The 18,431-nt window shown below is 68.0% G+C and carries 23 protein-coding genes; 6 read left to right on the top strand and 17 right to left on the bottom strand.

All coding sequences use genetic code 11. The features are described 5' to 3' along the window. Positions 1–18: 18 nt before the first annotated feature. The 3 genes from A5712_RS11305 to A5712_RS11295 are packed head-to-tail and all read left to right on the top strand — an operon-like array spanning position 19 to position 2,789. On the top strand, positions 19–963 hold the full coding sequence (locus A5712_RS11305) for a class I SAM-dependent methyltransferase (RefSeq protein ID WP_068104485.1): 945 nt from the start codon (positions 19–21) through the stop codon (positions 961–963). Next, complete coding sequence (locus A5712_RS11300; protein WP_068104483.1) at positions 956–1,864, top strand: class I SAM-dependent methyltransferase; 909 nt, start codon at positions 956–958, stop codon at positions 1,862–1,864. The genes A5712_RS11305 and A5712_RS11300 overlap by 8 nt, the downstream gene beginning before the upstream one ends. Before the next feature lie 10 nt (positions 1,865–1,874). Further along, positions 1,875–2,789 (top strand): class I SAM-dependent methyltransferase, encoded by a 915-nt coding sequence (locus A5712_RS11295; RefSeq protein WP_068104481.1) that lies wholly within the window; start codon positions 1,875–1,877, stop codon positions 2,787–2,789. A gap of 51 nt (positions 2,790–2,840) precedes the next feature. Here the strand turns inward: A5712_RS11295 and sppA are convergent, their stop codons facing one another. Next, positions 2,841–4,616 (bottom strand): signal peptide peptidase SppA, encoded by a 1,776-nt coding sequence (gene sppA, locus A5712_RS11290; protein ID WP_068104479.1) that lies wholly within the window; start codon positions 4,614–4,616, stop codon positions 2,841–2,843. 38 nt (positions 4,617–4,654) lie between these two features. On the opposite strand from sppA, the gene A5712_RS11285 reads away from it, so the two are divergent. Beyond that, the gene (locus tag A5712_RS11285) at positions 4,655–5,584 is read left to right on the top strand and encodes an LLM class flavin-dependent oxidoreductase (protein WP_068104478.1); all 930 of its coding nucleotides are present in this window, start codon (positions 4,655–4,657) and stop codon (positions 5,582–5,584) included. On the opposite strand, the gene rplO is transcribed toward A5712_RS11285, so the two are convergent. The 10 genes from rplO to rplN are packed head-to-tail and all read right to left on the bottom strand — an operon-like array spanning position 5,585 to position 9,736. Then, complete coding sequence (gene rplO, locus A5712_RS11280) at positions 5,585–6,025, bottom strand: 50S ribosomal protein L15 (protein WP_068104476.1); 441 nt, start codon at positions 6,023–6,025, stop codon at positions 5,585–5,587. Continuing rightward, positions 6,022–6,204: a 50S ribosomal protein L30 gene (gene rpmD, locus A5712_RS11275; protein WP_068104474.1), complete on the bottom strand. Its 183-nt coding sequence runs from the start codon at positions 6,202–6,204 to the stop codon at positions 6,022–6,024. The genes rplO and rpmD overlap by 4 nt, the downstream gene beginning before the upstream one ends. Beyond that, positions 6,201–6,896 carry a 30S ribosomal protein S5 gene (gene rpsE / locus A5712_RS11270; RefSeq protein WP_068104472.1) on the bottom strand — a complete coding sequence of 232 codons (696 nt, stop codon included), beginning with the start codon at positions 6,894–6,896 and terminating at the stop codon, positions 6,201–6,203. Before rpsE ends, rpmD begins: the two co-directional genes overlap by 4 nt. A 22-nt stretch (positions 6,897–6,918) precedes the next feature. After that, positions 6,919–7,287, bottom strand: a complete 369-nt coding sequence (gene rplR, locus A5712_RS11265; RefSeq protein ID WP_082973396.1) for a 50S ribosomal protein L18 — start codon at positions 7,285–7,287, stop codon at positions 6,919–6,921. A gap of 41 nt (positions 7,288–7,328) precedes the next feature. Beyond that, a complete protein-coding gene (rplF, locus tag A5712_RS11260; RefSeq protein ID WP_068104467.1) occupies positions 7,329–7,868 on the bottom strand; it encodes a 50S ribosomal protein L6 in 540 nt (179 codons plus the stop codon). 10 nt (positions 7,869–7,878) lie between these two features. Continuing rightward, the gene (gene rpsH, locus A5712_RS11255) at positions 7,879–8,277 is read right to left on the bottom strand and encodes a 30S ribosomal protein S8 (protein ID WP_067158795.1); all 399 of its coding nucleotides are present in this window, start codon (positions 8,275–8,277) and stop codon (positions 7,879–7,881) included. A gap of 19 nt (positions 8,278–8,296) precedes the next feature. Next, a complete protein-coding gene (locus A5712_RS11250; RefSeq protein WP_011739072.1) occupies positions 8,297–8,482 on the bottom strand; it encodes a type Z 30S ribosomal protein S14 in 186 nt (61 codons plus the stop codon). A 4-nt stretch (positions 8,483–8,486) separates the two neighbouring features. Next, positions 8,487–9,050, bottom strand: a complete 564-nt coding sequence (rplE, locus tag A5712_RS11245; RefSeq protein WP_067006259.1) for a 50S ribosomal protein L5 — start codon at positions 9,048–9,050, stop codon at positions 8,487–8,489. Beyond that, entirely contained in the window at positions 9,050–9,367 is a 318-nt protein-coding gene (rplX, locus tag A5712_RS11240; protein ID WP_068104465.1) for a 50S ribosomal protein L24, read from the bottom strand. The genes rplE and rplX overlap by 1 nt, the downstream gene beginning before the upstream one ends. Beyond that, positions 9,368–9,736, bottom strand: a complete 369-nt coding sequence (gene rplN, locus A5712_RS11235; protein ID WP_003403649.1) for a 50S ribosomal protein L14 — start codon at positions 9,734–9,736, stop codon at positions 9,368–9,370. A gap of 249 nt (positions 9,737–9,985) precedes the next feature. On the opposite strand from rplN, the gene A5712_RS11230 reads away from it, so the two are divergent. Further along, positions 9,986–10,246, top strand: coding sequence for a hypothetical protein (locus A5712_RS11230; RefSeq protein ID WP_068104463.1), 261 nt, complete (start codon positions 9,986–9,988; stop codon positions 10,244–10,246). A 45-nt stretch (positions 10,247–10,291) separates the two neighbouring features. Here A5712_RS11230 and A5712_RS11225 read toward each other — a convergent pair whose 3' ends face one another. From A5712_RS11225 to A5712_RS11205, 5 genes are all read right to left on the bottom strand, one after another. Next, positions 10,292–11,812: an HNH endonuclease signature motif containing protein gene (locus A5712_RS11225; RefSeq protein ID WP_068104461.1), complete on the bottom strand. Its 1,521-nt coding sequence runs from the start codon at positions 11,810–11,812 to the stop codon at positions 10,292–10,294. A gap of 162 nt (positions 11,813–11,974) precedes the next feature. Further along, on the bottom strand, positions 11,975–12,898 hold the full coding sequence (locus A5712_RS11220; protein ID WP_068104543.1) for a DUF4436 domain-containing protein: 924 nt from the start codon (positions 12,896–12,898) through the stop codon (positions 11,975–11,977). A 146-nt stretch (positions 12,899–13,044) separates the two neighbouring features. Then, on the bottom strand, positions 13,045–13,905 hold the full coding sequence (locus A5712_RS11215; RefSeq protein ID WP_231982104.1) for a DUF4436 domain-containing protein: 861 nt from the start codon (positions 13,903–13,905) through the stop codon (positions 13,045–13,047). A gap of 293 nt (positions 13,906–14,198) precedes the next feature. Then, a complete protein-coding gene (locus tag A5712_RS11210) occupies positions 14,199–15,089 on the bottom strand; it encodes a formylglycine-generating enzyme family protein (protein ID WP_068104459.1) in 891 nt (296 codons plus the stop codon). Between the two features lie 33 nt (positions 15,090–15,122). Beyond that, positions 15,123–16,064: a DUF4436 domain-containing protein gene (locus A5712_RS11205; RefSeq protein WP_068104457.1), complete on the bottom strand. Its 942-nt coding sequence runs from the start codon at positions 16,062–16,064 to the stop codon at positions 15,123–15,125. A 296-nt stretch (positions 16,065–16,360) separates the two neighbouring features. Here A5712_RS11205 and pstS point away from each other — a divergent pair, with 296 nt between their 5' ends. Beyond that, positions 16,361–17,488, top strand: coding sequence for a phosphate ABC transporter substrate-binding protein PstS (pstS, locus tag A5712_RS11200; RefSeq protein WP_068104455.1), 1,128 nt, complete (start codon positions 16,361–16,363; stop codon positions 17,486–17,488). A 4-nt stretch (positions 17,489–17,492) separates the two neighbouring features. Here pstS and A5712_RS11195 read toward each other — a convergent pair whose 3' ends face one another. Next, complete coding sequence (locus A5712_RS11195) at positions 17,493–18,419, bottom strand: DUF4436 domain-containing protein (RefSeq protein WP_068104453.1); 927 nt, start codon at positions 18,417–18,419, stop codon at positions 17,493–17,495. Positions 18,420–18,431 lie beyond the last annotated feature (12 nt).

Below are 18,431 nucleotides of genomic sequence, written 5' to 3'. Positions count from 1 at the left end.
TCCGAACAGGGGCAGTGCATGAGTTCCACCAGGTACGAGGGCGACACCTGGGACCTCGCCTCCAGCGTCGGCGTGACCGCGACGATGGTCGCGGCCGCCCGCGCCGTGGCGAGCCGCGCCGATCGTCCGCTGATCGACGACCCGTTCGCCGAGCCGCTGGTCCGGGCCGTCGGCGTGGACCTGCTCACCCGGCTGGCGACCGGCGAGCTGAATCCGAGCGACCTGAACGACGTACACGACGGCACTGACGGGTCCGCGGGGGCGATGTCGCGGATGGCCGACAACATCGCGGTGCGCACCAAGTTCTTCGACGAGTTCTTCCTGGGCGCGACGCAGGCCGGCGTCAAGCAGGTGGTGATCCTGGCCTCGGGGCTGGATTCCCGCGCGTACCGTCTGGACTGGCCCGCCGGGACGGTGGTCTACGAGGTCGACCAGCCGCAGGTCATCGAGTTCAAGTCCCGCATGCTGGCCGAGCTCGGCGCCGCCCCGACCGCCTATCGGCGGGTGGTCGCGGTCGACCTGCGCGACGACTGGCCCGCCGCCCTGCGTGCCGCCGGGTTCGACCCGACCCGGCCGACCGCGTGGAGCGCCGAGGGCCTGCTCGGCTACCTGCCGCCGGACGCGCAGGACCGCCTGCTGGACACCATCACCGAACTCAGCGCGCCGGGCAGCCGGCTGGCGACCGAAAGCGCGCCGACCCGTGAGCCCGGGGACGAGGAGAAGCTGAAGGAACGCATGCAGCGCATCTCCGAACGTTGGCGCGCGCACGGTTTCGAGCTGGACATGGCCGGGCTGGTCTACTTCGGGGAGCGCAACGAGGCGGCTTCCTACCTGAGGGAGCGTGGTTGGGCGCTGGAAGGCATCAGCATCCGGGAGCTGTTCGCGGCCAACGGCCTTCCGCCCCTGGAGGGAGACGACACGCGCATGGGCGACGTGCTCTACGTGAGCGGCACCCATGAGTGAGGGCCGCACCGAGGGCGACAGCTGGGGACCGGCGTCCAGCGTGGGAGCGACGGCCACCATGGTCGCGGCTTCCCGCGCGGTGGCCTCGCAGGGACCCGATCCGCTGCTCGACGACCCGTTCGCCGATCCCCTGGTCCGCGCCGTCGGGCTGGACCCCTTCATCCGCATCATCGACGGCGAGCTGAATTTCGAGGACGACGCGCTGTTCAACCGGAAGACCCGGCGCGAACAGATCACGGTGCGCACCAGGTTTTTCGACGACTTCTTCACCGGCGCCACCGCCGACGGCGTGCGGCAGGCGGTGATCCTGGCCTCCGGCCTGGACACCAGGGCCTACCGGTTGCCGTGGCCGGCCGGCACGGTGGTCTACGAGATCGACCAGCCCCAGGTCATCGCGTTCAAGACCGGCACGCTGGCCAACCTCGGTGCCACCCCAACCGCCGAGCAGCGGACGATCGCGGTCGATCTGCGCGACGACTGGCCGGCCGCGTTGCGTGACGGTGGATTTGACGTCACCCAACCGACCGCGTGGAGTGCGGAGGGCCTGCTGCCCTACCTGCCGCCCGACGCCCAGGACCGGCTGTTCGACCACATCACGGCGCTGTCCGCGCCGGGCAGCCGGCTGGCGACCGAACACGTCCCCAACCCGAACGCGTTTACCGAGGAGCGCCTGCAGCACATCTCCGAGCGGTGGCGGCGCCTCGGTCTCAATCTCGACCCGGCCGACCTGTTCTACCGGGGCGAGCGCAACGTCGTCGGCGACTACCTGACCACCCACGGCTGGGACGTGACCGCGCATCCCGCCCGGGACCTCTACGTCCGCAACGGATTTGAGTTCCCCGAGGACGAGATGACGGCCGCCTTCGGTGAGCTCAGCTACGTGGCCGCGACCCTCAAGTAGGGTTTCGCCTATGCCACGCGCTCATGACGACAATTGGGACCTGGCCTCCAGCGTGGGCGTGACCGCGACGATGGTCGCGGCCGGCCGCGCCATGGCGACGAGGGACCCCCGCGGTCTGATCAACGACCCGTTCGCCGAGCCATTGGTGCGCGCGGTCGGGGTGGATCTGTTCACCAAGATGCTGGACGGCGAGCTCGACCTCGACGCGTTCGAGAACGCGTCGCCGCCGCGCATGCAGGCGATGGCCGACGGAATGGCGGTGCGCACCAAGTATTTCGACGATTACTTCATGGGAGCGGTGGCCGCCGGGGTGCGCCAGGCGGTCATCCTGGCGTCCGGCCTCGACTCGCGCGCCTACCGGTTGCCGTGGCCGGACGGCACCGTGGTCTACGAGATCGACCAGCCGCAGGTGATCGAGTTCAAGACGACCACGCTGGCCGGCATCAGCGCCGAACCCACCGCCACCCGACGCACCATCGCCGTCGATCTGCGGCAAGACTGGCCGGCCGCGCTGCGGGAGGCCGGGCACGACACGACGGCGCCGACCGCCTGGTTGGCCGAGGGCCTGCTGATCTACCTGCCGCCGGAGGCCCAGGACCGGCTGTTCGACAACATCACCGCGCTCAGCGCGCCCGGCAGCACCGTCGCCACCGAATTCGTCCCCGGCATCATCGATTTCGACCCCAGCCGGGTGCAGGACATGGCCGGCGTATTCCGCGAGCACGGCGTCGACGTCGACATGGCATCACTGGTCTACACCGGGGAACGCAACCACGTCGTCGACTACCTGCGGTCCAAGGGGTGGGAGGCCGAGGGCGTCGAGCGAACGGAACTGTTCCGGCGCAACGGCATCGAGGTGCCGCCCCCGGAGCAGGACGATCCGCTCGGCGAGATCATCTTCATCAGCGGCCGGCTCGCGGGCTAGCGGCGATCGCAAGCGCGGCGTAGCCGGGCGCAGCGGGTCGCCGCCATCGGGCTAGAGACGCGGGTTTCCCAGCCAGAGCGCGCTGACACCGCCCAGCGTCTGCTCGACATTGTTGAGGATCCCGGCGATCGAGCGGCCCAGCAGCGCGCCCAGCGCATCCGGCAGCGAAGCGGCGGCCGGTTGCGACGAGGCCCGCGGACGCACCAGGTCCAGCAGCGACGACCCGGGATAGCTGACGACGCGCACCTCGGCGTCCTCGTCCAGGCCGGCCAGGACCTTGGCCCGGCGCACCGCGGCCCGGAAGCCGCCGAGCTCGTCGACCAGGCCGCGTTCGAGCGCGTCGGCTCCGGTCCAAACCCGGCCCCGCGCAACGAGTTCCACGGCTTCGGCGCTCAACTTGCGACCCTCGGCGACCCGTTCCACGAAGTCCTTATAGAGCAGGTCGGCCTCGGCCTCGCGATGCCGGCGCTGTTCCGGCGTGAACGGCGCGTCGACCGACCAGGCGTCGGCATTCGCGTTGGTGCGCACCGTATCCGACGCAACGCCCAGGCGATCCTTCAGGTTGCGCGCCACCAGCTTGCCGGTGATCACGCCGATCGAGCCGGTGATCGTGCCCGGGTTGGCCAGGATCGCGTCGGCGCCCATCGCGACGTAGTAACCGCCGGACGCGGCGACAGCACCCATCGACGCCACCACCGGCTTACCGGCCTCACGCGCCCTTGCCACCTCGCGCCAGATGGTCTCCGACGCGATGACCGCGCCCCCGGGGCTGTCCACGCGCAACACGATCGCGGACACCGAATCGTCGGCGGCGGCCTCCCGCAGTGCCGCCGCAATGGTGTCGGCGCCGGCGGTCGACGTGCCCAGCGGCAGGAACTGCGGGCCACCGCGCCCGGTGACGATCGTGCCGTCGACGGTGACCACCGCCAGCGTCGGCTTGGGCCGGCGGCCCGGGACCGACGGCACGGGCGGGCTCAGTCGTGGCCGGGCCGCGCCGGCGTAGCGCGTCAGGTAGAGCCGTGGTGGAGCGTTTTCGTCCGAAACATCCTGCACGCCAACCAGTTCCGCGATCCGGGCGTAGGCCTCGTCGCGGAACCCGATCCGGTCGACGAGGCCCGAGGCCACCGCATCGTCGCGCAGCAGCGGGCCCCGGTCGGCCAACTCGTCGAGCGCCCCCGGTTCGACCTTGCGCGACTGGGCGATCGCTGCCCACACCTGCTCTTGCAGGCTCGCGAGCATTCGCGTGACGGCCTCGCGGTGTGCCTCGGTGAAGCCGCCCTCGGTCAAAAGGTTTGCCGCCGACTTGTATTCGCCCGTCGCGATGATCTGGGCTTCGATCCCCGCCTTGTCGAGCGCGTCGCGCAGGAACATGGCGTTGCTCGCGAAACCGATCAGCCCGACGCTGCCCGAGGGCTGCAACCAGACCTCGCCGAACGCCGAGGCCAAATAGTAGGACAGCGTGCCCGGGTAGGTCTCGGCCCAGGCCAGCGACGGCTTGACGGCGGCGAACGCCGCGATCGCCTCCCGCAGTTCCTGGACCGCGGCCGGCGGCGCCGCCGCGAGCTGCACGCGCGCGATCAGCCCGGCGACCCGCGGGTCCTCGGCGGCGCGGTGGATCGCCGCGACGGTGTCGCGCAGCGACATCGGGCGGTTGCCCCCGGTGATCATCGCCACCGGGTCGAAACCGGTGCTCTCCGGCGGCGCCGCGCGCAGGTCGAACTCGAGCACGCAGCCGTTGGGCACGCCGCGGTGGCGCGCCGTGTCGACGCGGCCGGCCAGGGCGCGGACGTCGTCGAGGCTTGGGACCGAGGGCAGGAAACCGAACATATTCGCAGCCTACCGATCGGCCGCCGTACGGTGGTCGGGTGAGGTTTTCCATCGCGATCCCCCAATTCGACTATGACGGCTTCGACGCCTCGGGCCTTCGCGCCTACCTCGCCCGCGCCGAGGAGCTCGGGTTCGAGGGCGGCTGGGTGCTCGAGCAGATCATCGGCGAGGCGCCGCTGCTGGCGCCGCTGGAGCTGCTGGCGTATTGCGCCGCCTGCACCGAGCGGCTGCGCCTCGGGGTCGCCGTCTTGGTGACGTCGCTGCACGACCCCCTGCAGCTGGCCTCGTCCGCCACCGCCGTCGACCGCCTCAGCCACGGGCGGCTGGACATCGGGGTCGGGACCGGCGGCGGCTTTCGCCGATTCGATGCCTTCGGCGTCGAAAAGGCGACCTATATCTCGTATTTCACCGAGGGCCTGGAGCTGATGAAGGCGGCCTGGTCCGACGAGCCCCGGGTGACGTTTCACGGGCGGTTCCGCGACGTCGACGACCTGCCCATTGCGCCCAAGCCGGTGCAGCGGCCGCATCCGCCGATCTGGTTCGGCGGACTTGCCCCCAAGGCGCTGGCCAGGGCGGTGCGCCACGGTGATTCGTTTCTGGGCGCGGGCTCGTCGACCACCGAGGCGTTCGCCGGGGCCGTCGCCGTGGTGCGCCGCGAACTCGCCGAACAACGAAAGGACCCGGCGCACTTCACCATCGGCAAGCGGGTCTACCTGGCGGTCGACGACGACGCGGCGCGGGCCCGGGAGCGGGTGCTCGAAGGCCTGCATCGGATCTACGGCGATTCCATTCCCGGCGGGGATGACGTGCCGGTGTCGGGCACGCCCGACGACGTGGTGCGCGGGCTGCGCGAGGTGATCGACGCGGGGGCCGAGTACCTGCTACTCAATCCCGTCGGCGCGGACGTAGGCGAGAACCGCGAACAGATGGAACGCCTTGCCGCGGAGGTCATTCCGCAGCTGAGCTGATTACAGCTCGGTGACCGAGCCGCCCGCCGCGGTGATCTTCTCGCGCGCGCTGCCGCTGAACTTGTGCGCGGACAGGTCGACCTTGACGGTCAGCTTGCCGTCGCCGAGGACCTTGACCAACGAGTTCTTGCGAACCGCACCCTTGGCGACCAGCTCGTCCACACCGACGGAACCGCCCTGCGGGAACAGCCGGTTGATGTCGCCGACGTTGACGATCTCGTACTCGGTGCGGAAGCGATTCCGGAATCCCTTGAGCTTGGGCAGCCGCATGTGAATCGGCATCTGGCCACCCTCGAAGGTCGCCGGCACGTTCTTGCGGGCCTTGGTGCCCTTGGTGCCGCGCCCGGCCGACTTGCCCTTGGAGCCCTCACCGCGACCGACCCGAGTGCGCGCTTTCTTCGAACCGGGCGCGGGTTTCAGGTCGTGCAATTTGATGGTCATTTGGCCTCCTCCACCTCGACGAGGTGGCGCACCACCGCGATCAGGCCGCGGGTCTGTGCGTTGTCCTCACGGACCACCGAATGGCGGATCCGCCGCAGGCCCAGGGTCCGCAGGCTCTCGCGCTGCTTCCAGCGAGCACCGATGGTGCTGCGCACCTGGGTGATCTTGAGCTGACTCATGGTTGCGCTCCTGAAATCTGGGCCTCACGCGCCGCCGCCGCACTGGCCAGCGCGTCGCTTTCGCGGCGCGCCTTCAACATGCCGGCCGGGGCGACGTCCTCGATCGGCAGTCCGCGGCGAGCGGCCACCTCCTCGGGACGCTGCAGGAGCTTGAGCGCGGCCACCGTCGCGTGCACCACGTTGATCGCGTTGTCGCTGCCCAACGACTTGGCCAGGATGTCGTGCACCCCAGCGCATTCCAGGACGGCGCGGGCCGCGCCGCCGGCGATGACGCCGGTACCCGGGCTGGCGGGACGCAGCAGCACGACGCCTGCGGCCGCCTCACCCTGCACCGGGTGCGTGATGGTGCCGCCGATCAACGGGACCCGGAAGAAGCCCTTGCGCGCCTCCTCGACACCCTTGGCGATCGCGGCCGGCACCTCCTTGGCCTTGCCGTAGCCGACGCCGACCATGCCGTTGCCGTCGCCGACGATGACCAGAGCGGTGAAGCTGAATCGCCGTCCACCCTTGACCACCTTGGAGACGCGGTTGATGGCGACGACCCGCTCCAGGTAGTTGCTCTTCTCGCCGTCGCGGTCACGACCGCCGCGGCCACCACCGTCGCGCCGGCCGCGGCTGTCGCGGCCGTCACCGCGCGAGTCGCGGCTGTCGCGGCTGTCCGGGCCCTGTCCGCCGGCCGACTGTTCCGCCATTATGCGGTCCTTCCAGTTGTCATCAGAATTGCAATCCGTTCTCGCGCGCGGCATCCGCCAGCGCGGCGATCCGTCCGCCGTAGGTGTACCCGCCGCGGTCGAAGACCACGGTGTCGATGCCGGCGGCCTTGGCGCGCTCGGCGATCAACTGACCGACCCGCACGCTGCGCGCCTTCTTGTCGCCGTCCAGGCCACGCACGTCGGCCTCGATCGACGACGCCGCGGCCAGTGTGGTGCCGTTCTCGTCGTTGACCAGTTGCACGTGGATGTGCCGCGCGGAGCGGTGCACCACCAGCCGCGGGCGCTGCGGGGTGCCCGCCAGCTTCTTGCGCAGCCGCGCGTGCCTGCGCACCCGGGAGACCCGCCGCGTCGCGGATACGTTCTGCCCCACCGGCTTTCCGACCTGGGCGGCCGTCTTCGTTTGCGCCATGACTACTTACCTGTCTTTCCGACCTTGCGGCGGATCTGCTCGCCCTCGTAGCGCACGCCCTTGCCCTTGTACGGGTCGGGACGGCGCAGGCGGCGGATGTTCGCCGAGATCTGACCGACCTTCTGCTTGTCGATCCCGGTGACCGTGAACTTCGTCGGTGACTGGACCGCGAACGTGATGCCCTCCGGCGCCTCGATCACGACGGGGTGGCTGTAGCCCAGCGCGAACTCGAGGTTGGAGCCCTTGAGCTGCACGCGGTAGCCGACACCGAAGATCTCCATCTTGACGGTGTAGCCCTCCGTCACGCCGGTGACCAGGTTGGACACCAGGGTGCGCGACAGCCCGTGCAGCGAGCGGTTGCGCCGCTCGTCGTTGGGGCGGGTGACCACGATCGCGCCGTCGTCGTTGCGCGCCACCGTGATCGGTTCGGCGACGGTCAGGTTCAGGCTGCCCTTGGGGCCCTTCACCGATACGTTCTGGCCGTCGATCGTTACGTCGACTCCGGAGGGGACCGGAACCGGCTGCTTACCAATACGTGACATGTTTAACCCCTCACCACACGTACGCGAGGACTTCGCCGCCCACGCCCTGTCTGGCTGCCTGACGGTCGGTGAGCAGACCCGACGAGGTCGAGATAATCGCCACGCCCAGTCCGCCGAGCACGCGCGGCAGGTTGGTAGATTTCGCGTACACCCGCAACCCGGGCTTGGACACGCGGCGCAGGCCGGCGATGCTGCGCTCCCGGCTCGGCCCGTACTTGAGCTGGACGACCAGCGACTTGCCGACCCGAGCGTCTTCGGTGTGGAAGTCGTTGATGTAGCCCTCGTTCTTGAGGATCTGGGCGATGTTGGCCTTGATCTTGGAGTGCGGCAACGTCACCTCGTCGTGATACGCCGAGTTGGCGTTGCGCAGGCGCGTCAGGAAGTCGGCGATCGGATCGGTCATCGTCATAGTTGCGTCCTATGTCCCGTCACCAGCTGCTCTTCTGCACGCCGGGCAGCTCGCCCGCGTGCGCCATCTCGCGCAGGCAGATTCTGCACAGCCCGAACTTGCGGAACACCGCGCGCGGACGTCCGCACTTGCTGCAGCGGGTGTAGCCGCGCACCGCGAACTTCGGCTTGCGCGCGGCCTTGTTAACCAGTGCCTTCTTAGCCATCTAGTCAGTTCTCCTTGAACGGAAATCCGAGGGCCCGCAACAGGGCTCGTCCTTCGTCGTCGGTCGTCGCCGAGGTGACGACGTTGATGTCCATGCCGCGGACCCGGTCGATCTTGTCCACGTCGATCTCGTGAAACACCGACTGCTCGGCCAGTCCGAACGTGTAGTTGCCGACGCCGTCGAACTGCTTGGGCGAAAGCCCGCGGAAGTCACGGATACGCGGCAGCGCGATCGAGGTGAGCCGGTCGAGGAACTCCCACATGCGGTCCCCGCGCAGCGTCACGCGCACGCCGATCGGCATGCCCTCGCGCAACTTGAACTGCGCGATGGACTTTCGCGCCTTGCGGATCTCCGGCTTCTGGCCGGTGATCAGCGCCAGGTCGTTGACCGCACCGTTGATCAGTTTGGCGTCGCGAGCCGCCTCGCCGACGCCCATGTTCACGACGACCTTGGTGATGGTCGGGATCTGCATGACGTTGCCGTAGCCGAACTGCTTGTGCAACGCATCGCGAATCTCGTTGCGGTAGCGCTCTTTGAGGCGCGGCTGAACCTTCTCTGCTGTGGTCATTAGATGTCCTTGCCGTTGCGCTTCGAGACGCGGACGCGCTTGCCGGTTTCCTCGTCCAGCCGGTAGCCGATGCGGGTGGGCTTGCCGTCCGAGTCGACCACCATCACGTTGGACACGTGGATCGGGGCCTCCTGCGTGACGATGCCGCCCGAGCGGGCGCCGCGCTGGTTGGTGGAAACCGCGGTGTGCTTCTTGATCCGGTTGACGCCCTCGACCAGCACGCGGTTGCGTTCCGGGTACGCCTGCAGCACCTTGCCTTTGGCACCCTTGTCCTTGCCCGCGATGACGAGGACGGTGTCGCCCTTGTGGACCTTCATCTACAACACCTCCGGGGCCAGCGAGATGATCTTCATGAATCGCTTCTCGCGCAGTTCGCGCCCGACGGGCCCGAAGATGCGCGTCCCGCGCGGGTCGTTGTCCGGCTTGATGATCACCGCGGCGTTCTCGTCGAACTTGATGTAGCTGCCGTCGGGACGGCGGCGCTCCTTGACCGTGCGCACCACGACGGCCTTGACGACGTCCCCGCGCTTGACGTTGCCGCCGGGGATGGCGTCTTTGACCGTGGCGACGATGACGTCACCGATGCCGGCGTAGCGTCGCGACGAACCGCCGAGCACCCGGATGCACAAGATCTCCTTGGCGCCGGTGTTGTCGGCAACCTTCAGCCGCGATTCCTGCTGAATCACTCGATCTCCTGACCTGGTTTCATATGTGCACGGCAGGAGAAAACATCTCAATGAGCAGTGCTCACCAAAAACCTGACGTGCGCGGTCTTTGTCACCTAAGGGCACGCGGGGCCGATAGTGCTTTCGCTTACCGGCCGAGGTCTGCCCAAGGCAACCCCTAGAGTCTAGGGGACGACCAGCTCAGAGCCAAATTCGCCTGGGAACCGCGGATGGTGGGTCAGGAGTCAGCGGGCCTGTAACGTCCGAACGATGGCCGAGACCGTCCATTTCCTGACCGTCTCGCGGTCCGTCAACGACGACAAGATTCAAACTGTAAGCGGCGTCTACCGGACCCGGGCGGGCGCCCGCGCGGCGCTTGAGGCGCGGGTGAGTGAGTGGGGTTTATCCGCCGATTACCGGGCAGCGTTGGAGACGCCAGGGCGCTCGGCCGGGCAAGAACGCGGCCTGATGGAAGGGGGCAGCCATGGTCCGCTGTGGTGGCAGATCCAGATGTACGCGTTAGAGGACTGAGACCTCACGCCCCGCCGGACCTCGGGAATTAAGCTGACCCACGGCCTAGAAGGGCGGCGGGTCGTCGTCGTCTTCGGCGGGTGGGGCGGTACCAAAGTAGCTGGGCTGCTCGGCTTTTCGAACCAGGCGGGCTTCGCGGTTGTGTCGGCGTTCAGTGGCCACCCGGGAGGCGCGGTCTTGGGCGCGGGTGCGGCGGCGTTTGGGCATCATCGCGGTGCGCTGGTCGCAGTACTCGACGGGCGGGTCGGCCTCGGCGGCGGGCATGCCGCCGACCGAATAACACAAACTGGGGAATAGCAGCGCGCTGCCCGGGGTGGTGACGTAGGTGTGCCCGGACGGGGAGGTCAGGATCAGGGTGCCGTCGGGTAGTTGTTGTTCGGTCCAGCCGAAGAAGGTCTTGATCAAATGATGCGTGCGGCAATAACACTTGAGGTTGGCCGCATGCGTGGGCCCGCCCTGGGCATAGGGGATCGTATGATCCAAATCGCAGCCGATGGCCGGGGCATCACAGCCGGGCCAGCGACACGTCAAATCCCGACACCGCACGAAATCGGCCAGCGCCTTCGACGGGGTGTAGCCGTCCTCCGGCGGCGCGTCGCCGGGGTGCACCAACGGCACCAACTTGGCCGACTTGGCGAGTTCCTGCAGGAGTTCGGGGGTGATCAGCCCATCGGCACCCACCTCGGATCCCGGGGCGGTGCCGCGCCCGTCCAGGGTGGCCTGCTCGGCGATCACATTTATCACCACCGGGCCCGCCGCCGGGCGTTTGCCCGCCGCGCAATCCGCGCGCCCGCAGCGGCAGCCCAGCCGATCCGCCCCCGAGGCCAGTGCCCCTAAGGCGTCGGCGCGGCGCTGCTCACGGGTGCGCGGATCGTGCGGGCACACCGTGGCCGCCAACGCATCCAGGCGCTTGTCCAACGCGTGCGCATCCGGGGTGAACAGCGTCCCACGAATCTCAGAGATGCCGATTTGCAGCCGATCATCGATCCACACCTCACGGTCGACCTGCTGCTCCTTTCGCCGGCGCACCGCATCCACATCGGCGCGGGCCACGATCCGATCCACCTGACCGGCCAACCGGCCCCGGCTCATCGACGGCCAGCGCGCCACATTGGCCGCCAACTGCGCATCGACGCTCGCCAACACCGAGGGGTCCTCGATCAAATCGGTGCGATACACGATCGTCTGAAACAACCGAAAATCGATGTCACCGGCCTTAAAGACCTCTCCCACGTCGGGGAGGCGTTCGCGCAGGGCGCGGGCATAGTGCAGCCGGCTGGCCGCCCGTCCCTGGCTGATCCGCAACGCCGCCCCCACCTCGGCGGCAACGGCCTCCATCGTGTCGATCGCCCAATCCTCGGCCTCCGAACAGCGCGAGAGCCGATAGCGGAACAACCGCCCGATGGCATCCAGCTGCGCGGCCGCCTGCTGGTTCTCGGCCCGCGCCGCCGCGCTGATCTCGTCGATCAGCGCCGCCGACTCGCGCGTCGTCGACGGGTGATGCCGCTCGATCATCTCATCGAGACGAGCCACCGCCTCCGCCGACACCACCCGTGGTTCGAACATGCGTTCGAGTATAGCCGCGCCCGGCGACAAGAGGTCGGTGTCAGGAGATCGGTGACAGTTCCGGTGGTCGTGGTGGTGACCCGTCCGCCGGCCGCGGTGCTGGAACCCCTGACCCGGCTGAGGTCAAAGAATCAGGCCTGGCAGTACGGGCCGACAAGAGCCTCAGCTCGAATGTCGGTACCAGGCGACGATATAGAGGACCAGCGCCGTCGCCAGCGCGATCAGGACCCAGATCACCACGGCCTGGTCGATCCACGAACCCGCGGGCGGGGTCCCGGGCAGGATGTTGCGCAGCGGCACGACGGCGAACAGCATCGCGGCGTACCAGGTGGAGAACGGCGGCAGGAATTGCCGCCGGCCGGTCAGCATCTGAATGGCCACGAACAGCGCCAGCGTCGGCAGCGTGATGAGGACCAGGCAGATTCCGAGATCGAACACCAGCGGGCCCTTGGCCCGGTGCAGCGTGACGATGACATTGTCCGGGCGGTCTGGGTCGCTGGGGTTGCGTGCGACGCGGGTGGCCGAGATGTCCCAGCCGTCCAGCTTTCCGGTCACTTCAACCCGGCCGGGTTTTAATACGCGGTTTTCACCCGACCCGACGAGGACGTCTGACTGGATGATGTCGGTCCTGTACGAGTCGAACGGCCAGTCGCTGGGGTCACCGTGCGCCTCGATGGTGGTGGCCACCTGCGCCGGCAACTTCCCCACCGGGTACTGCAGGTCTCCGAGGTCGTTCTGCGGGAAGATGCGCACGGAGGTGTCGGTGTTCAAGACGTTGAGGCGCTTGTTGATCATCGAATCGTCCGGCATCACCAAGACCTTCACGTCGAGGCGATTGGCCACGGTGTGCAGCTGCTCGAAACGCATCAAGACCACCGTGCCGTCGGCGGTGTTCAGTTCCGGGTCGGGAAGCGGGCCCGGCGCGGTGGCCAACCAGTGATAGCCGAGCAGCGACAGGACGTAGACGACGGCGACGCCCACGATGATCGAGATGTCGAGGACGAGGTGCCGTCGTCGGGGCTTGCGCTCCGGCGCGGCCGGTGCGGGCGGCGCCGTGGGGGCAGTGCCGTGGCCGTTCGAGGGCAGCGCTACGACGACGTCCCGTTGAACCGACACGGACGCAGACTAGCAACGGTGCTATTTGCTGGCACCCTGAAGCGAGCCCCGCTACGAGTTCTTAACAAAGGGCGCTACCAGCTTTAACATGCCGCCGTTAACCGGCGCGCCCGACGTCAGTCGCCTTGCCGAACCCAGGCGAAGATGTACAGGCTCATCGCCGTCACCAGAGCGATCAGCACCCACTGGACGATGGCCTGGTCTATCCAGGAACCGGGCGGAGGCGCACCGGGAAGGATGTTGCGCAACGGGACGATGGCGAACAGGTTCGCGGCGTACCAGGTTGCGAAGGGCGGCAAGAACTTACGCCGGCCCAGCGCCATCGGGATGGCGACCAACAGCGCCAGGGTGGGCAGGCTGATGAGCACCAGGCAGATGCCGAGGTCGAAAATCAGCGGCCCCTTGGCCCGCTTCAAGGTGATGACCACGTTCCCGTTGTCCGAACCGCGCTGGGTTGGCAGCGCGGCCGGGTCGTGAAGGCGGGTGACCGTGGCGTCCCACCCGTCCAGCTCCCCGGTCACTTCCACCCGGGCGGGCACCTTCTTGACGTTGTCGCCCGACCCCACGAACGCATCGGCCGAGATCGGCTCGGTGCTGTAGGAGTCGAAGGGCCAGTTACCCGGATCGCCGTGCGCCTGCACGGCCGTCATGAGCTGCCCCGGGGCCTTCCCCTTCGGGTAATGCAGGTCCCCCAACTCGCTCGTCGGGTACAGGCGCACGCCGACGTCGGTACCCAGCACGTCGAGTCGATTGTCGTAGGCCGAAATCCCTGGATAGACAAGCACATTCACGGTCAGGCGATTCGCCACCGTCTTGAGCTCCTCGAGGCGCAGCTGCACGATGGTGGCATCGCCGCCACCCTGGCTCAGGTCCAATGGCGGAAGCGGGGCCTCCGCTTCCTGCAGTTGGTGCACGCCGAACAGCGACAGGGCATAAGTGGAGACGACAACCACAAGGATCGCGATGCCGATCGCGATGCGCGGTCGCGACCGTGGTTTGCGCGCCGGCGGCGGGGGCGTCGGCGGTGTGTCCGGGGGTGGGGGCGGGGCCTGTGTCGTCGGGGCCTCGGTGGTCGCTGCAACCCCGTCGATGACATCTGGCTCGTCTACGGCCGACACGTGGCGATGCTAGCGAATTCGCGGCGACCGCGCGCGATGACGGAAGGTCCGTCACTCGCCGTCCACCCGACGGTAACCCACTGGTCGCATTTGCTCGCTGAAGTGCGGCGCAGAGCCGGTCCCGGTTTGCTGCGCGACCGGCGCCGGGCGACCTATCCGGACGCGTGGTCCGCGACGCAGCGAAACCCGATGTGCGTCGTCGCGGTGTCCTGCGACTGCGGCGACCGTGCGGCCGGCCGGTAGCGGTGGCAGTATTCCGGCGCGCACAGGTGCGACCCGCCCTTCAACGTCTGGCTGACGCTCGGGTCCGCGGGCCCCGACGGCGCGCAACAGGCCTTCGGTGGCTGATCGAGCCGGTGGTGCGCGGAAAACTCGGTGGCGGTCCACTCCCACACGTTGCCGATCATGTCGAGCAGCCCAAAATCGTTGGGGGGGAAGGTCCCTACCGGGGAGGTGCCCACCCAGCCGAGCGCGCCGTCGTTGCGGTACGGAAACTTTCCCTGCCACGTGTTGGCCATCAGCCGACCATCGGGGTTCGCTTCCTCCCCCCAGGAGTAGGTCCATGAATTTCCGCCGCGGGCCGCATACTCCCACTCGGCCTCGGTGGGCAGCCGCCGGCCGGCCCAGCGCGCGTACGCCGCGGCGTCGGGATACGCCACCTGCACCACCGGATGATCCGCCCGGTCCGTGAGATCGCTGTCCGGTCCGAACGGATTTCGCCAGTTGGCCCCGGGCACCCAGGCCCACCACTGGCGCCAGTCACGCAGGTCGACCGGCCCCGGCGTCGGGCGGAAGACCATGGCGCCGGGCACCAGGTCCTTCGGGTCCGCCCCCGGGTAAAGCGCCGGGTCGATCGGTTGCTCGGCCACCGTGACATAGCCTGTGGCGGAGACGAATTCGGCGAACTGCGCGTTGGTCACCGGGTGCCGCTCCACCGCGAACGGCCCGACGGTCACGGTGTGGATCGGCGCCTCTTCGGGGTAGAAGCTCGTCGAGCCCATGCGGAACGATCCGCCGGGCAGGTCGACCAGCTCGGTGAGCACCCCTTCAGGGTAGGACGACCGTGCGCCGGGGCCTCAGTCCGATTGTCGGTACCAGGTGAACATGTACAGGGCCATCGCGGCGACGAGCGCCATCAGCACCCAGATCACCAGGACCTGGTCGATCCACGCGCCCGGTGGCGGAGACCCGGGCAGGAAATTGCGGATCGGGATCACGGCGAACAGCATGGCGGCGAACCACGTCACAAACGGAGGCACGAATTTCCGCCTGCCCAGGGCGATTTGGATGGCCACGGCGAACGCCAGGGTGGGCAGGGCGAACAGCACCAGGCAGATGCCCAAGTCGAAGATCAGCGGCCCCTTGGCGCGGTGCAACGTGATGATCACGTTGTCCGGGCGATCCGCCTCCTGGCTTGCCTCACCCACCCGCTGGACGCTGACGTCCCAGCCGTCCAGCGCCCCGGTGACCTCGACCCGGGCGGGGATGTACTGGCGGGCATCGCCTTGCCCGACGAGCACCTCCGCCGACAGGGTGTCGGTGCTGTAGGAGTCGAACGGCCAGTTGTTGGGATCGCCGTGGGCCTCGATCGTCGTGGCGACCTGCGCCGGCGACTTCCCCGCCGGATATTGCAGGTCGCCCAGGTCATTCGGCGGGTCCATCCGCACCGCGGTGTCGGTCTTCAGCACATCGAGGCGCTTGTCGAACATGGAATCCTCGGGAATCACGAGCACCTTTACCGTGAGGCGATTCGCGATGGTTTCCAGCTTTTCCAGACGCACCAGCACGACCGTGTCGTTGGTCGCGTTCAAGTCCGGCGGCTTGATCGGCGCCGCCGATTTGGCCAGCAAATGGACCCCGAACAGCGACAGGCCGTAGACGATGAGGAACGCGACCAGGATGCCGATCACCAACAGGGTGCGGCTTCGCCTGCGGACGGGGGGCGCCTCCGGGGGCGCCGCGGCGGGTTGCTCCGGTGGCGTTGGAGGCGGCGGAGCCGGTGGGGCTTGATGGGTCATCGGTCAGCACCTCCGTTGGGTTGCAGCAACTCGGCGGGCCATGCGCGGATTAGATCGTAGCGAACCGGTCGCGTCCGCGCGAGAAGTCATAATTTACTTCATCAATCAGGTAATTTCCGTCAACCCGCGCAACGGTTGCTCGCAACTCAGCGAAACCCCGCGGTCGGCCCAATTGCCGACCCGTTCATCCGTTGTTGGTTTGCCTGTTAATTCGGTGGCTGTAGAAGTCGAGGTGTATCCGGACACAACAGCTCGCCGTCGACGCCGGGCGCCCCCCTCGCCTGGAGGCAATCACCGTGAGGCACACGCGACCGGCCGCCGCCATCAGCTTGCTGGCGGCGGTTGCCATGGTGGGCTCGGCATGCAGCAACTCCCACGCGACCCTGGCGTATGCCGCGGGCGCCAAGGTCGACTGCGGCGGGAAACAGACCCTGATCGCCAGCGGGTCGACCGCCCAGGCGAATGCGATGACGAAGTTCATCGAGGCGTACCACCGGGCCTGCCCGGGGCAGAACCTCAACTACACCGCCAACGGGTCGGGCAGCGGCATCAGCGAATTCCTTTCGGGCAAGACCGATTTCGGCGGATCTGACACTCCCCTCGCCGAGGATCAGTACGCCGCCGCCAAACAGCGCTGCGGCGGCGCCGAGGCTTGGAACCTGCCCGTGGTGTTCGGCCCGCTGGCCATCACCTACAACCTCGGCGCCGTCGACTCCCTGGTGCTCGACGCGCCCACACTGGCGAAGATCTTCAACGGCACCATCACCCGCTGGGACGACCCGGCGCTTACCGCGTTCAACACCTCCATGCCGGCCGAGGACATCAAAGTCATCTACCGAAGCGACGCGTCCGGCACGACCGACAACTTCCAGAACTACCTGCAGTCCGCGTCCGGCGGTGCGTGGAAACAGGGCACCGGCAAGACGTTCAAGGGCGGGGTCGGCATCGGCGCCGCCGGCAACAAGGGCACCTCGGAGCTCGTGAAAACCACCGAGGGTGCGATCAGCTACAACGAGCTGTCATTCGCGCTGCAGCAAGGTCTTTACGCCGCCGAGATCAAGACCCCCGCGAGCCGCCGCTCGCTGCGCCCGGTGCGCATTGGCACCGACACCGTCGGCAAGACGATCCTGGGCGCCAAGATCACCGGCGCCGGAAACAATCTCGTGCTTGACATTTCGTCGTTCTACAACCCGGCCCAGCCGGACGTCTACCCGATTGTCCTGGCCACCTACGAGATCGTCTGCTCGAAGTACCCCAACGCCGACGATGCCAAGGCGGTCAAGGCGTTCCTGCAGGCGGCGATCGGGCCCGGCCAGGTCGAACTGGCCAGGAACGGCTACATCCCGCTGCCGCCCGACTTCCAAGCGCGGGTCTCGAGCGCCGTCGACGCGATCAGTTGGGCCGGGGCGGCGGTTGCGGAGTAGGCGTTCAGCCCTTCTTCGGTGACCTTCGGTCCCGTTGCTGCCACCAACCGGACAGGAACAGTGCCATCGCGCTGACCAGTCCGATCAGCACCCAGAGCACGACGGCCTGATCGATCCACGAACCGTACGGCGGGCTCCCCGGCAGGATGTTGCGCAACGGGACGATGGCGAACAGCATCGCGCCGTACCAAGTCACCATCGGCGGCAAGAACGAGGTCTTGCCCAACGCCACCGGAATGGCCACCCACAGCGCCAACACGGGCAAGGCGATAAGGACGAGGCAGATTCCGAGGTCGAAGATCAGCGGGCCCTTGGCGCGCTGCAGGGTGATGGTCACGTCGTCCTGGATGTCCGGGTTGGAGTCCGCCGGGTCATGGACGCGGGTGACGGTGGCGTCCCAGCCATCGAGCTTTCCGGATACCTCGACGCGCGCGGGCAACTTCTCGCGGTTCTGACCGGAACCGGTGAACACGTCGGCCGCGATGACCTCCGTCTTGTAGGTGTCGAAGGGCCAGTTACCGGGATCGCCGTGCGCCTCGATGGTGGTGCTGACCTGCGCCGGCGCTTTTCCGACCGGGTATTGCAGGTCGCCGAGGTCGTTCTCCGGATACAGGCGCACGGCCGCGTCGGTGGTGAGCACCCCGAAGTTCTTGTCGTAGAGCGAATCCTTCGGGTAGACAAGGACATTCACCGTCAAGCGGTTGGCGACGGTGTCGAGCTTCTCGAGGCGCACCTGCACGACGCTGTCCTCGGCCTCGACCTTGCTCAGGTCCGCCGCGGGCAGCGGTGGCGTCGATTTCGCCAGCAGGTGCACCGCGATCAGGGACAGGACGTAGATGACGATGAGGGCGACGATGATCCCGAACGCGATCGCAAAGCGCGGTCCACGCGACTGGGGTGGCGCCGGCGGCGGGGGTGCTTCGGTGGTCATTGGGGCATCACG

The organism is Mycobacterium sp. E2327 (assembly GCF_001672675.1).
Taxonomy (GTDB): domain Bacteria; phylum Actinomycetota; class Actinomycetes; order Mycobacteriales; family Mycobacteriaceae; genus Mycobacterium.
Note: the sequence above shows the minus strand (reverse complement) of the source record. Positions and strands in the feature narration are given on the sequence as shown.